The sequence below is a fragment of the Tsuneonella sp. HG249 genome (assembly GCF_053819205.1).
In genome coordinates, this window is record NZ_JBSOQY010000001.1 from 1,071,197 (window position 1) to 1,084,410 (window position 13,214).

The window sequence follows — 13,214 nt, forward strand, 5'->3', positions numbered from 1 at the left end:
CGCGGGGCGGTTAAGCCGCGCCGTGCTCGAACGTGCTGCGTTCGCGGTCAGTGTGAACCTCGTCGTTGAGCGCGGTCAGGGCGCGGCGACAATCCTCGGCGCATTCACGGCACATTTTGGCGCAGCGTTGGCAATGCGCGTGGTCGTGCCTTTCGCATTCCTCGGCGCAGGTTTCGCACGCCTCAATGCATACCGCCAACACTGAGCGGATCAGCTGGCGGTTCTCGTCGGTTCGCCGGGTGGCGATGCGATAGGCCATCGTGCACACGTCCGAGCAGTCCAGGCACAGCCGGATGCAACGGCGCATGTCCATTTCCTCGGCGCTGCAGGCGTCGGCGCACGAATTGCAGATCGCCGCGCAGTACATCGCGTGCTTGACCGCTTCGCCAAGCGTCTCGTTGTAATCGCTCCCGACCGCGGGGTGCTCGCGGATCATTTCCTTGATCGACATGGCTCTCTCCTCACCGCACCAGCGCGCGAGGAACGGGGATTGTTCCAGAGCAGGCTTTCCTACAGCTCTCGTTCCGCCTATGTTCCAAGCCGTTATGCCGATCGAAGGCGTCTGCCGTCGCAATCCCGCAGCGGACCCGTCGTTGGTGTCAACTTAGTGTAACCTTTCGAAGGCCGGACCTTCGGCAAGCAGGCGATGAACATGGATTTCGCGGTCGTTGTGGCGGTTGTCGTTGCGTTGCTGGCGGGCTTGGCGGCCGGCTGGTTCTTCGGTTCGCGCCCGGTAGCCGATTGGCAATCTCGCCACGGCGAACGCGAGGGCGAGTGCAGGGCGCTTAACGAGAAGCTGGCGCGCATTGTCCCCGAACTCGCCACCATGAGCGAGCGCGCCGCGCGGGCGGATGTGCTGGCGGCGCAACTCGACGCAGCGCGCGAACAGAACGCGGCGTTCAAGGCGGAACGCGCAGGGTTCGCCGAGCAGAAGCGCCTGCTCGAGGAGAGCCGCACGAATTTGCTCAAGGAATTCGAGAACACCGGCGCCAAAGTCCTTGGGATGGCGCAGGAAAAGATGCTGGCTGCGGCCGCTGAGCGGATGGGGCATTCGGAGAAGGCGTCCGAGGAAAAGATCAAGGCGCTGCTCGAGCCGGTCGGCTCGCGGCTCAAGGCCTACGAGGAGCAGGTCGCGGCGCTTGAGGCCAAGCGGGTCGATTCGTTCGGCCAGCTCACGGGGCTGATTGAATCGATGAAGGCCGGACAGGAAGAAGTGCGGCGGGAGGCCGCCCGGCTGGGCAATTCGCTGACCAACGCCCCCAAGGCGCGTGGCCGGTGGGGCGAACGCGCGCTGCAGAATGTGCTCGAGCAGTGTGGGCTGTCCGAACACACCGACTTCACGCTCGAACACTCCATGGACACCGAGGAGGGGCGCCTGCGCCCCGACGCGATCGTCCGCGTCCCCGGACAGAAAAAGCTGGTGATCGATGCCAAGGTGTCGCTCAACGCGTACCAGGCGGCATTCGAGTGCGAGGACGACGGCGAACGCCGCCGGCACCTCGACCTCCACGCCAAGTCGATGCGCAACCATGTCCAGACCTTGGGCGCCAAGAGCTACCAGAGCCAGTTCGACGAGGCGCCCGATTACGTGGTGATGTTCGTTCCCGGCGAGCACTTCGTCGCCGCCGCGCTCGAACACGATCCCGAACTGTGGGATTTTGCCTTCCGTAATAAAGTGTTGCTGGCCACTCCTACCAATCTCGTGGCCATCGCGCGGACGGTCGCGCAGGTTTGGCGACAGGACACGATCGCGCGCGAAGCCGTCGAAATAGGCAAGGCCGGTGCCGAGCTCTACGACCGGCTGGCGGTGGCGGCCGAGCACATGAAGCGGGTCGGCGGCGGACTCGAGACTGCGGTCAACAACTACAACAAGTTCGTCGGCAGCTTCGAGCGCAACGTTCTCACTGCGGGCCGACGGCTCAAGGACAAGGGCATCGAGATCGGCAAGCGCGAGATCGAGGAAGTGCCGCTGGTGGAATCGGCACCTCGTTATGTGGGAATAGCGGAAGGCGAAGTCGAAGCCGGCGTGTAGCGCGGGTTGCCACCTGCGGTACTCGGCGGTTACGCAGCGGAAATGAAGATATCCACTTCTTCCATCGCCATATTGTCCGCGCTGCTGCTGGCATCCTGTAGCCAGGAGCATGCTCCCTCGGAGTCGATCAGCGAGGCGGCCGATACCGTCGTCGAGAAGGTCGAGGGCGAAGAGCCGACCCCCTTCGCCAAAGGTGAATTCGCGCCGCGCGATGAGTGTGCCGACGTTCCCGGAGCCGCCGCGTTCCGTGCGCAACTGGCGGCCGCGGTGGAGGCGCGCGATGCCGCCAAGCTGATCGCGCTTGCCGCGCCCGACGTGCAGCTCGACTTCGGGGGCGGGGCGGGGACTGCGGAACTGCGTTCCCGCTTGACGGAGGAAGAAGGCGCTCTCTGGAGCGAACTCGATGCGCTGATGGCGCTCGGATGCGCGGCGAACGAAGCGGGCGGGATCACTCTGCCCTGGTTCTTCGACCGCGACTTCGGCACCCGCGATCCCATGATGACGATGATCGTGACGGGGGAGGACGTGCCCGCCTACCGCTCCGCCGAGAGCGGCAAGCCCGCCGGTTCGCTATCCTGGGACGCCGTCGAGTTGGAAGGCTTCTATCCCGAGCGAGCACGCCAGCAGGTCAAGACGGCGGAGGGCGAGACGTTGTTCGTGGCCACCGACAAACTGCGGAGCGTGATCGACTACCGCCTGATCGCATCGAGCCGTGACGGAAAGTGGAGCTTCACCAGCCTGATCGCGGGCGACTAGCTCTCGAGCGACGCCAACACTTCGTAAGCCAGAACGGCGGCGGCGACCGCGGCGTTCAGGCTGTCGGCACGCCCGCGCATCGGCATGGTGACCCTGAGGTCGCAGGCCGCTTCGTACTCGTCGGGCAGGCCACGGGACTCGTTGCCGACGAGGATGAAGCACGGCGCTTCGTACGGCGCGCCGCGGTAGGGCACCGCCTCGCGCAGACTCGCCGCGACGAGCTGACCGGCTCCCTCGCGCAGCCACGGCAGGAACTCTTCCCACCGCGCCTGCGCGATCGGTACGGTGAAGACGGCGCCCATGCTGGCTCGGACGGCTTCGACGCTGAACGGGTCGGCGCAATCGTCGATCAGGATCAGCCCTCCGGCGCCGACGGCGTCCGCAGTGCGGAGCATGGTGCCGAGGTTTCCGGGGTCGCGCACCGCCTGCACCACGAGCCAAATCGGTGCAATGAAGCGCTCGATCCGCTGCAAACCAGTGTTGAATTCTGCGAATACACCACTGATTGCCTGCGGATTGTCCTTGCCGGTGATCTTGCTGAGTATCTCTTCCGAGGTCTCGATCACCTCGCCCCCGGCGGCCAGCACATCGGCTTCCAGCGCGGCGAGCAGCGGATGGCTCTCGCGCCCCTCTGCCATCACCAGGGTTTCCGGCAGCATGCCGGATTCGCGCGCGTCGGTGAGCAGGCGCAGCCCTTCGGCGAGGAACTTGCCTTCCGCCTTGCGGTGCTTCTTGTCGCGCAAGCTCCGGAGCGCCTTGACGGTGGGATTGGAAAAGCCGGTGATCTGCCGCCGGCCGGGGTGCGCCATCAGTTCTCGCCGAAGCCGTCGTCGATCATCGCGCAAAGCTCGTCGAGCACGGCTCCGGAATCGTCACCGTCAACGATCACCTCGATGGTGTCCCCCTTCGCGGCGCCGAGCATCATCAGCCCGAGGATCGAACCGCCGCCGGCTTCATTGCCGCTGGCCGCAATCCGGACGCTGCAGCCGGAGGGTAGCTGCGCCACCGCGTTGACGAACTTGGCGCTCGCGCGGGCATGAAGGCCCCGCTGGTTGACGATGGTGCAGGTCCGCCGGACCTCGCTCATGAAACCGGCCTCACTGGGCCGCCTTCTTCTTGAGGCAGGCCTCGGCCGAGAGGAATTCGGAGGCGATGGTGATGTAGCTCTTGCCCGCGTCCCGCGCCGCCTTGACCGCGTCGCTCACGCCCATCGCCTTGCGCGCGCCGGCGAGGCGAATGAGCATCGGCAGGTTGATCCCGGCGATGACCTCGATTCGGCCCGCCTCGAGCAGGGAGATCGCGAGATTGGACGGCGTCCCGCCGAACAGGTCGGTGAGGATGATGGCCCCGGTGCCGGTGTCGACCTCGCCAATCGCCTTGGCAATTTCGGCGCGGCGCTTTTCCATGTCGTCGCTGGGCCCGATGCAGATCGTCGCGATCCGCTCTTGCGGGCCGACGACGTGCTCCATCGCGCTGACGAATTCCTCGGCCAGGCGGCCGTGGGTGACCAGAATTAAACCGATCATGTGAAGATGATGCTCGTTTTCCGCCATTGCGCGGCGCCGGCCCGACCCCGGGCGCCCAGAAGTAGCGAGTTCGTCACGACTGCGGCTGCCCTTCGAGCTGGTCTGCGGCGCGCGAACCCAGGTTGCGATGGACCACAGTGGGCGAAAACCCCGCGTCGCGCAAGGCCCGGGCGATGGCCTCCGCCGAGTGGACCGAGCGGTGTTTCCCGCCGGTACAGCCGAACGCGAGGTTGACGTAGGTCTTTCCCTGCGCGGCGTAACGCGGGAGCAACTGGAGCACGAGGTCACGGATGCGGGCGAAGGCCTCGTCCCAGGCCGGATCGCGCTCGATATGCGCCGACACCGGCTCGTCGAGCCCCGTTAGCGGCCGCAGGTCGGGATCCCAATGCGGGTTGTCGAGAAAGCGCATGTCGAACACCAGGTCAGCCAGGGGCGGCATTCCCCGGGCGAAACCGAAGCTGGAGACGGTCACGGTCATGGCGTCCGCCGGCGCGTCGCCGAACCGCTCGCGGATGGCCTGCTGGAGATCGCTGGAGGTCAGCGCGCTGGTGTCAATCACCGCCTCGGCCCAGCGGCGCAGCGGCTCCATCAGCTCGCGCTCGGCCTTGATCCCTTCCATGACCGGGCGCCCCTGCGCCATCGGGTGGCGCCGGCGGGTCTCGTTGTAGCGCCGCTCAAGCTCGGCACCGCTGCAGTCAAGAAAGAGCGTGGTCACGTCGAGATCGGGCCGTGCGGCGAGTTTTTTCCACCGCGCGATGATCTGGCTCGGCACGAACCCGCGCGTGCGCGAATCGAAGCCGATGGCCAGCGGCGGGCGCGGCTCGTCCTGCCCTGGCTCCGTCGCCACGAGCCGTTCGAGCAGGCGAATGGGGAAGTTGTCGAGCGCCTCCCAGCCCAGGTCCTCCAGCACGTTGAGCGCGGTGGTCTTTCCCGCACCCGACAGCCCGGTGACCAGCATGACCCGCTGGCGGTGCTCGGGGGCAGGCGAGTCGGCGCTCATCGGTCCATTTGCGAACAGGCGCCGGAAAAGTCCAACCCATGCAGCGCGAGCGCATATTCCGCCCGTAGCGGCGAGGCCTGCGCGGAGAGGTCGAACGGCAGCGACGGGATGACGATCCCCTCGATCTCCAGCGATCCGGCCGTCTCGACATAGCGAGGGGGGGTGGCTTCGAAGGTCAAGACCAGCCCGACCGGCGCCTGCGTGTAGGGGAGGGTGGTCAAGCCCACGCCGCGCACTTCGAGCACCCCGCGAGTCGCCTCGGGCGGTTCGGCCCAAAGGACCCCGCCACGCGAGCTGAGGGCTACCCCGTCGTCGCCCACGAGCACGGCGCCGCGATCGATCAGCGCGAGGGCGAGGCTGGTCTTGCCGCACCCGGGCGGCCCTTCGATAAGCAATGCCCGCCCATCGATGGCGACCGCGGTTGACTGTCGCAGCTTCACGGCCGAGGTGCGCTCGCCTCCGGCAGCGTGATCGCCAGGCACGCGCCATTGCCACCGTCGGCGCGAGGCTCGGCGATAAGGGTTCCGTCGTGCGCCTCGGCAATCGTCCGGGCAATCGCCAGGCCGAGCCCGCTGTGCTGCCCGAACCCTTCGGCCTCGGGCCGGTCCGAGTGGAAGCGACGGAACACCTTCTCGCGCGCATCCTCGGGTATGCCGGGGCCATGATCGGACACGGTAAGCGTCACCAGTCTATCCCCGCGCGAGATCGACAGTTCGATCGGCGCTTCCGGGGGCGAGAACGACACCGCGTTGTCGAGCAGGTTATCGATCACGCGTTCCAGCCGCACGGGAACCCCCATGACCGGCGCGCCGCCCCGCGAGGGATGGGTGAAGGCGACTTGCCGCCCCGCGTTCTCATCGCGCAGTTCGCGGCGGCCGATGATGTTCTGCGCCAGGTCGACGAGGTCGATCTTTTCGAACACTGCCCGGCTGAGTTCGGCGTCGATGCGGCTGGCTTCGGATATCTCGCTGACCAGCCGGTCGATCCGCCGCACGTCGTGCGCGGCAATGTCGTTCAGTTGCCGCCGCAGGTCCTTGTCCTCGACTGTGCCCAGTGATTCGAGCGCGCTGCGCAGCGACGCGAGCGGGTTCTTGATCTCGTGGGCGACGTCGGCTGCAAAATGCTCGACCGCGTCGATCCGCTGGCGCAGCGCGTCGGTCATGTCCGAGATGGCGCGTGCGAGCTGGCCGATCTCGTCCCGCCGCTGGGGCAGGCGAGGCACTTCGACCTGTCGCTCGCGCCCCTGTCGCACGCGGTTGGTCGCGTTCGCCAACATGCGCAGCGGGGTGACGATGGTCCGCGCCATGTAGAGCGAGAGCAGCGTCGACATCAGCAACGCGAGCATGACCGCGGTGATCAGCGTAGCGCGCGCTTCGCGTACCTCCTGGGTGATGTCGACTGCGTTCCGGGTGGTCAGCAGCGTCGCGCCGCGCAGACCGACGGGGGCCGCGGTGTTGATAACCGGGGTTCCGTCGCTCGCGTCGCGCAGCTGGATCTGGGTGAGGTTCTCTTCGCGGGCGCGCTTGAGCTCGGGCCAGGCATCGGCGTCGAGATTGTCGGGCTCGATATAGTTCGGGATCGGCTCTGCGCCGACCACGGCATCGACCGCCCGGTCCATCCAGCGGGCGAGGTTCTCCTGCCAGGTTTCATCGCCGGGCGTGTCGAATTCGAAGCTCGGTTCGTCGAGCGCGAAGCTGTCGGCCCACAACTCACCTTCGGCATCGAACATGCGCAGGCGCATCTTCTGTTCCTTGCCGATCTGGACGAGCACGGCTTCCTGCCGCTCCCGGCTGGCTCCGGCGAGCGCCTCCGCGGTGATCTGCGCTTCGACCCTCGCCAGCTTGTAGCGCTCGTTGAGGAGCTGTTTGCGGTAGCTGTCGAGATAAAACACCCCGCCGCCGAGCAGAAGTAGCGGCAGCAGGTTGATGATCAGGAGCCGCGGGGTGAGCGAAAGCCGTCCTCCGGGCGTGAACCGGAGGAGCCCCGCGGTCGTCTCAGCCATCGGCGAAGCTGTATCCCGCGCCGTACAGCGTCTCGATCGCGCCGAATTCGCGGTCCACGGTACGGAACTTGCGGCGCATCCGCTTGATGTGGCTGTCGACGGTGCGATCGTCGACAAAAACATCGTCGGGGTAGGCTGCATCCATCAGCTGGTTGCGGCTCTTGATGACGCCGGGGCGCTGGGCGAGCGCCTCGAGAATCAGGAACTCGGTGACGGTGAGCGAGACCGGGCGGCCTTCCCAGGTCACCTGGTGACGCGCTGGGTCCATCCGCAGCCGCCCGCGCTCGATGACGGGCCCTGGCTCGGGAGTAGCCACGCCCGAGTCGCTTTCGTCCGCAAGACCCGCTCGCTTCAGGATCGCGCGGATGCGGGCGATCAGCAGGCGTAGGCTGAACGGCTTGGCGATGTAGTCATCCGCGCCCAGTTCGAAACCGGCTTCCTCGTCTTCCTCGTCGTCCTTGCTGGTGAGGAAGATGATCGGCAGCGCAGTGTGTTCGGCGCGCACGCGGCGAAGCAGTTCCATCCCGTCCATCCGGGGCATCTTGATGTCGAACACGCCGAGGTCCGGCGGGTTCTCGGTGATCGCCTTCAGCGCCGCTTCGCCGTCGGAGTACACCCGGGTGGCGAAGCCTTCGGCCTGGAGCGCGATCGACACGGTGGTGAGGATATTCCGGTCGTCGTCCACGAGCGCGATGGTGCGGCGGTCGCTGGCTGTACGCTCGCCGGTGGCAGTGCTGTCCTCTCGCATGTCTGCGGGACTAGACCGAAGCGTGGCGGGTGACAATAAAGCGTCGGAAAGCAACGCTTGGTCCGCATGCTAACCTGCGTTGTTTGACGGAAATCGCTTCCGCGACTATGCGCCGGACTAGCCCGCGCGCATAGGTATGCACGGGGCGCTCGGTCGCATCCGCTTGGAGAATATCGTTGACTGCTCCGCTTGCTCATTCGCTGTCGGCCCAGGGCATCGACACTGCCGCCGAAATCCATGCCAACCTCGGGACCGACGCGCTGATCGAAGCGGCGTTGGCCAACGGTGAAGGCAAGCTCGCGAAGGAAGGCGCGCTGGTCGTCGAGACAGGCAAACACACCGGCCGTAGCGCGAAGGACAAGTTCATCGTCCGCGATGCCGAGACCGAGAACTCGGTCAACTGGGGTAAGGTCAACGTCGCGATGGCTCCCGCGCATTTCGCCGCGCTCAAGGCCGATTTCCTCGCTGCGCTTAAGGACAAGGGCGCGCTTTATGTCGCCGACCTGTTCGGCGGCTCGCAGCCGGAACATCGCGTCAACGTGCGGGTGATCAACGAACTCGCCTGGCACAACCTGTTCATCCGCACACTGCTCGTGCGGCCCACCGAGAGCGAGCTCGAGGGCTTCAGCCCCGAGTACACGATCATCGACCTGCCGAGCTTCCGGGCGGATCCGGCGCGCCATGGCACCCGCAGCGAGACGGTGATCGCGGTCAATTTCGCCGAGAAGCTCATCCTCATCGGCGGCACCAAGTACGCCGGCGAGATGAAGAAGAGCGTTTTCGGCATACTCAACTACCTGCTGCCGCTTGAAGGCGTGATGCCGATGCATTGCAGCGCCAACATCGGCCCCGACGGCAAGACGGCGGTGTTCTTCGGTCTCTCGGGCACGGGCAAGACGACCCTGTCGGCCGATGCCAGCCGCACCCTCATCGGCGACGACGAGCACGGCTGGTCGGACACGGCGGTCTTCAACTTCGAAGGCGGCTGCTACGCCAAGATGATCCGCCTCTCGCCCGAGGCCGAGCCGGAAATCTACGCCACGACCAAGATGCGCGGCACCGTGCTCGAGAACGTGGTGATGGATGCCGAAGGCAACCTCGACTTCGACGATGCCTCGCTGGCTGAGAACAGCCGCGGCGCCTATCCGATCGAATTCATTCCCAACACCTCCGAGAAGAACCTCGGTCCTGTGCCAGCCAATGTGGTGATGCTGACCGCCGACGCGTTCGGCGTGCTGCCGCCGATCGCGCGACTGACGCCCGACCAGGCGATGTATCACTTCCTCTCTGGCTACACCGCCAAGGTCGCCGGCACCGAGATCGGCGTGACCGAGCCCGAGGCGACCTTCAGCACCTGCTTCGGCGCGCCGTTCATGCCGCGTCACCCGAGCGTCTACGGCAACCTGCTCAAGGAGCGGATCGCGAAAGGGGGGGTGCAGTGCTGGCTGCTCAACACCGGCTGGTCCGGCGGCAAGGCGACCGAGCCGGGCATCAAGCGCATGCCGATCAAGGCCACCCGCGCGCTGCTCAATGCGGCGCTCGACGGGTCGCTCAACAACGTCGAGTTCCGCAAGGATCCTAACTTCGGCTTCGAGGTGCCGGTTAGCGTACCGGGGGTCGACGCCAAGCTGCTCGACCCGCGCGCGGCCTGGGCCGACGCAGATGACTACGACCGGACCGCCGAGCGCCTGGTGCAACTGTTCGTCGACAACTTTGCGCAGTTCGAAGAGCACGTCGATCAGGGCGTGCGCGACGCGGCGCCGACGCCGGCGCAGAAGGTAGCCGCCTGAACTAGATACGACGGTTGGAGAGGAGAGCCCCGCCCGGGAAACCGGAGCGGGGCCTCTCTTTGCGGCTCGGCCGCCTAGGCTCTGGCGCCCGCGATGTACCGGTCCACCGTCTTGGCCAGCACGTCGAGCGGCACGTTGCCCCCGTCGACCACCGCCTGGTTGAAGTCCTTGAGATCGTAGCGCGGGCCGAGTGCGGTCTGGGCCTTCGTCCGCTGGCGGTTCATCTCGGTATGACCGATCTTGTAGGCGCAGGCTTGGCCTGGCCACGAACAGTAGCGGTCGACCTCGCTCGCTACCGATGCCGCGTTGTCGCCGTTGCGCTGGACGAAGAAATCGACTCCCTGCTGCCGCGTCCAGCGCTTGTGGTGCAGGCCGGTATCGACGACCAGTCGGCAGGCGCGAAAGGCCTGGCTCTGCAGATAGCCCAGGCGCCATTGCGGGTTCTCGTCGTACGCGCCGAGCTCGTCGGCCAGCTGCTCGGCGTAGAGCGCCCACCCTTCGGAGAAGGCGCTGAACGAGAGGATCGAGCGGATCAGCGGGAGCTTATTCGAATAGGTACCTTCCCAGATGTGCCCGGGGACCATCTCGTGATGGGTGAGCGTGGGCAGGTCGTACTTCCGATGCAGGTCGGTGGAGCCCAGGTTGATCCACATCTTGCCCGGGATCTTGCCGTCCTTCGAGCCGGCACCGCCATAGGCACCGGGACCGCCCGGTTCCTCGGCCAGCGGCAGGCGGCGCACTTCCATGTTGGGGTTCACCACGTTGTTGAACGCGCGCGGCATCTGCGCCTTGATCCAGGCGAGCCGCTCGTTGATGAACGCCATGATCTCGGCGCGCCCGGGATCGCCCTCCTTGAACTTGTAGCGGGGGTCCTCGGCAAGCTGCCGCATGCGGGCACCGACGGTGCCCTGCGCGTAGCCCGCGCCCTGCAGCAGCTTGTCCATGCGGGCGTGGATCTCATCGAGTTCGTTGAGGCCGATCGCGTGAATTTCGTCGGGGGTGAGACGCGTGGTGGTCGCCGCGCGGAGGCCCCAGGCGTACCACTCGTCGCCGCGCGGCTGGCTCCACATGCCAGGGTCCATGTCCGCGACCGTCCGCTCGACCTTGAGCTCGCCCAGCTGGCGCTCGAGGGCCGCGGCGATCGCCGGCGTGAGCGCGCGGGCGCGCTCGCCCCAGTTGCCGGGTATGTCGCTGGTTCGCGCCGTCAGACCCTTGACGTAAGCGCCGTTCGGCTCACGGGCATCGGCGATCGAGCTCTCCATCGCGGCGATCGCCTTGTCGAGCAGGAACCCCGGCGGGACGACGCCTTTGGCCCGCGCATCACGGATGCGGCCCAGCTCTCCGTCCAGCACGCGCGGAATCTGCTCGAGGCGGGAAAGGTAGGCTTCGGCATCGTCGCGATCGCGCACCGGGTGCTCGGGATCCATGAACCGCGGTAGGTCGAGATAGGCGCCGACGTTCTGGATCACCACGTAAGGCGAGTTACGCCAGCCGCCTACCGCCACGTCGCCATAGGGCAGGGCGAAGCCGTCGAGGGCGGTCGAATAGGCGCTTTCGACGACTTCGAAGCTCGTGCGCGTCGCGGGATCCAGACCGCTGGTGTCGACCTTGCGGACGCGCGCAAGGTCGGTCCGCACGGTATCGGCGAATGCCGCGATCCCCGCTGCCGAGGGATCGGATAGGCGCCCCCTCAGATAGGCTTTGTCGCCTACGTCGATGCCTTGGCCCGTGGCGATGCCAGGCTGGTGCTCGATCAAGTTCCACGCCACGTCGTCAAGCAGCGCTTGGGGCGAGAGAGCGGGGCTGGCCGCGACGGTCGTCTTGCAACCGGTAAGGGCGACAACGGAAACGCCGCCAAGACCGGCAAGGGCCTGGCGGCGCGATAGTTGAAATTGTAACTTCATGGCAGCCGTTTGCGGGCGCCCCGAGCGCCTGTCAAATACGTTAGTCTAGAAATTCTGCCGGTACCTTGCCGCCGTTGCGCGACAGCTCGCCCATCACCTGTCGGTGAAGCCAGACGTTGTCCTCAGCGGTACCGGAGTAGTCGGTGCGGCCGAGTTCCTGTGCCAGCGCCTTCCTAGCTTCGTAATCGGAATCGATCCCGAGCAGCTTCATGAGGTCGACGATGGACGTCCGCCAGTTGAGGCGGTCGGCACCCGGCATCGAATCCATGTGGTTCTCCACGTCGACCAGTGCCGTGGGCTCGGGATCGAGCGCCGCGGGCGAAGGGGACGACGCGCCGGGCGCTTGAGTGGTATCGAGCGTGGGGGTGGGCGCCGGCTGGGCGTGGGCCTTGCCGAAGATGGCGTCCTTGATCTTGCCGAAAATGCTCATGTCATGCGCTCCCGAAGAGTTTGTGGTCATCAACCAGTGGCGCAGCGGGCTGTTCCGTGAGCATGGTCGGGGCTAAGACGATTCCATGCTGTCGACCGTTCTTTCCGTGCTCGTGCTGGCCGCCTTCGCGCTGGTGCTCGGTGCCATCTATCTCTGGCGCAAGCCGGGCATGCGGCGCCAGGCTATGCTCATGCTGGTGCTCGCTGTGATCGCGGTCGTGAACGTCGGCATATGGACGCTGCCCGACGGCAAAGGGCGCTCACCGATTGGGCAGCTGGGCGACCGCTAGGATTTAAGGCCTGCCCTTCGCCGTCAGAATCACTCAGGCAATTCCCAACGCACCGAGTTGTTGTAGCTTCCGAATACCTTCGCGCCGCTCTCGTCCTTGGCCGGATCAAACCGTGCGCGCTGGGTGACCAGCGCGCAGGTCGCTTTGTCGAGTTCCGAATGGCCACTCGAAGCGGTGATGGTGCAATTTTCGACTCGGCCGCTTGCCCCGATCTCGAGGCGAAATCGGGCCGTGCCGGCCATCTCGCGGTTGATCCAGCTGGAGCGGTAGTCGTCGACGGTCACCCACTTGCCGGGATTGCCTTTGGGACGCGCTCCAACCGGATCCGAGGTCGGCCGGGCCGCTGGTGTGAAGGCGGGCGTTGGTTGGGGGATCACCTTGGTGATCACATTGTCCCTCTGCGGGATGACATCGGTCGTGTCGACGATTGGCCTCACCGGGCTGACGTCGATGATCGGCTTGGGCGTGACGATCGGCCGCTCTATGATCGCCTCGGTGCTCGCTTTCGGTGTCGGCGGAGGGGGTGGCGGCGGCAAAGGTATAGGATCGGTGTAGGTCTTGCCGACGAAGGGCGGGTCCACTTCGATCACCCCGGTGAATTGAAGTCCGGTGACCAGCGCATATCCGATAAGCGCGTGTATCCCGATCACTCCCGCAACTGCTCCCGGGCGATCTTTCCAACTCGTGTGCTGAAGGTATGCCATATCGAGTCTCCTCTCCCGATAGGCAATGTTACA

General features: G+C 66.1%; 15 protein-coding genes. 4 read left to right on the forward strand and 11 right to left on the reverse strand.

Translation table 11 applies throughout. The features are described from left to right. Positions 1 to 10: 10 nt before the first annotated feature. Complete coding sequence (locus ACWPM1_RS05305) at positions 11 to 451, reverse strand: four-helix bundle copper-binding protein (protein WP_455693793.1); 441 nt, start codon at positions 449 to 451, stop codon at positions 11 to 13. 201 nt (positions 452 to 652) lie between these two features. Here ACWPM1_RS05305 and ACWPM1_RS05310 point away from each other — a divergent pair, with 201 nt between their 5' ends. Then, positions 653 to 2,032: a DNA recombination protein RmuC gene (locus ACWPM1_RS05310; RefSeq protein WP_455693794.1), complete on the forward strand. Its 1,380-nt coding sequence runs from the start codon at positions 653 to 655 to the stop codon at positions 2,030 to 2,032. 42 nt (positions 2,033 to 2,074) lie between these two features. After that, positions 2,075 to 2,788, forward strand: coding sequence for a hypothetical protein (locus ACWPM1_RS05315; RefSeq protein WP_455693795.1), 714 nt, complete (start codon positions 2,075 to 2,077; stop codon positions 2,786 to 2,788). On the opposite strand, the gene ACWPM1_RS05320 is transcribed toward ACWPM1_RS05315, so the two are convergent. The 7 genes from ACWPM1_RS05320 to ACWPM1_RS05350 form a co-directional block, all read right to left on the reverse strand. Next, positions 2,785 to 3,597 carry a TrmH family RNA methyltransferase gene (locus ACWPM1_RS05320; RefSeq protein ID WP_455693796.1) on the reverse strand — a complete coding sequence of 271 codons (813 nt, stop codon included), beginning with the start codon at positions 3,595 to 3,597 and terminating at the stop codon, positions 2,785 to 2,787. The two genes, ACWPM1_RS05315 and ACWPM1_RS05320, sit on opposite strands and share 4 nt — an antisense overlap. Further along, positions 3,597 to 3,875 carry an HPr family phosphocarrier protein gene (locus ACWPM1_RS05325; RefSeq protein ID WP_455693797.1) on the reverse strand — a complete coding sequence of 93 codons (279 nt, stop codon included), beginning with the start codon at positions 3,873 to 3,875 and terminating at the stop codon, positions 3,597 to 3,599. Before ACWPM1_RS05325 ends, ACWPM1_RS05320 begins: the two co-directional genes overlap by 1 nt. 10 nt (positions 3,876 to 3,885) lie before the next feature. Further along, positions 3,886 to 4,314 (reverse strand): PTS sugar transporter subunit IIA, encoded by a 429-nt coding sequence (locus ACWPM1_RS05330; protein ID WP_455695128.1) that lies wholly within the window; start codon positions 4,312 to 4,314, stop codon positions 3,886 to 3,888. A 73-nt stretch (positions 4,315 to 4,387) separates the two neighbouring features. Further along, positions 4,388 to 5,314, reverse strand: a complete 927-nt coding sequence (gene rapZ, locus ACWPM1_RS05335) for an RNase adapter RapZ (protein ID WP_455693798.1) — start codon at positions 5,312 to 5,314, stop codon at positions 4,388 to 4,390. Beyond that, the gene (locus ACWPM1_RS05340) at positions 5,311 to 5,754 is read right to left on the reverse strand and encodes an HPr kinase/phosphorylase (protein ID WP_455693799.1); all 444 of its coding nucleotides are present in this window, start codon (positions 5,752 to 5,754) and stop codon (positions 5,311 to 5,313) included. Before ACWPM1_RS05340 ends, rapZ begins: the two co-directional genes overlap by 4 nt. Next, positions 5,751 to 7,316: a stimulus-sensing domain-containing protein gene (locus ACWPM1_RS05345; RefSeq protein ID WP_455693800.1), complete on the reverse strand. Its 1,566-nt coding sequence runs from the start codon at positions 7,314 to 7,316 to the stop codon at positions 5,751 to 5,753. The genes ACWPM1_RS05340 and ACWPM1_RS05345 overlap by 4 nt, the downstream gene beginning before the upstream one ends. Further along, positions 7,309 to 8,064 carry a response regulator transcription factor gene (locus tag ACWPM1_RS05350; protein ID WP_455693801.1) on the reverse strand — a complete coding sequence of 252 codons (756 nt, stop codon included), beginning with the start codon at positions 8,062 to 8,064 and terminating at the stop codon, positions 7,309 to 7,311. Before ACWPM1_RS05350 ends, ACWPM1_RS05345 begins: the two co-directional genes overlap by 8 nt. A 176-nt stretch (positions 8,065 to 8,240) precedes the next feature. Between ACWPM1_RS05350 and ACWPM1_RS05355 the strand changes: the two genes are divergently transcribed. Then, on the forward strand, positions 8,241 to 9,854 hold the full coding sequence (locus tag ACWPM1_RS05355; RefSeq protein WP_455693802.1) for a phosphoenolpyruvate carboxykinase: 1,614 nt from the start codon (positions 8,241 to 8,243) through the stop codon (positions 9,852 to 9,854). Positions 9,855 to 9,928: 74 nt separating this feature from the next. Here the strand turns inward: ACWPM1_RS05355 and ACWPM1_RS05360 are convergent, their stop codons facing one another. Both ACWPM1_RS05360 and ACWPM1_RS05365 read right to left on the reverse strand, forming a co-directional pair. After that, positions 9,929 to 11,758 carry a DUF885 domain-containing protein gene (locus ACWPM1_RS05360; protein ID WP_455693803.1) on the reverse strand — a complete coding sequence of 610 codons (1,830 nt, stop codon included), beginning with the start codon at positions 11,756 to 11,758 and terminating at the stop codon, positions 9,929 to 9,931. A gap of 40 nt (positions 11,759 to 11,798) precedes the next feature. Continuing rightward, a complete protein-coding gene (locus ACWPM1_RS05365) occupies positions 11,799 to 12,188 on the reverse strand; it encodes a DUF3597 domain-containing protein (RefSeq protein ID WP_455693804.1) in 390 nt (129 codons plus the stop codon). Between the two features lie 85 nt (positions 12,189 to 12,273). Between ACWPM1_RS05365 and ACWPM1_RS05370 the strand changes: the two genes are divergently transcribed. Further along, positions 12,274 to 12,477 carry a hypothetical protein gene (locus ACWPM1_RS05370; RefSeq protein ID WP_455693805.1) on the forward strand — a complete coding sequence of 68 codons (204 nt, stop codon included), beginning with the start codon at positions 12,274 to 12,276 and terminating at the stop codon, positions 12,475 to 12,477. A 29-nt stretch (positions 12,478 to 12,506) separates the two neighbouring features. Here the strand turns inward: ACWPM1_RS05370 and ACWPM1_RS05375 are convergent, their stop codons facing one another. Beyond that, on the reverse strand, positions 12,507 to 13,181 hold the full coding sequence (locus tag ACWPM1_RS05375) for an energy transducer TonB (protein WP_455693806.1): 675 nt from the start codon (positions 13,179 to 13,181) through the stop codon (positions 12,507 to 12,509). Positions 13,182 to 13,214: the final 33 nt, after the last annotated feature.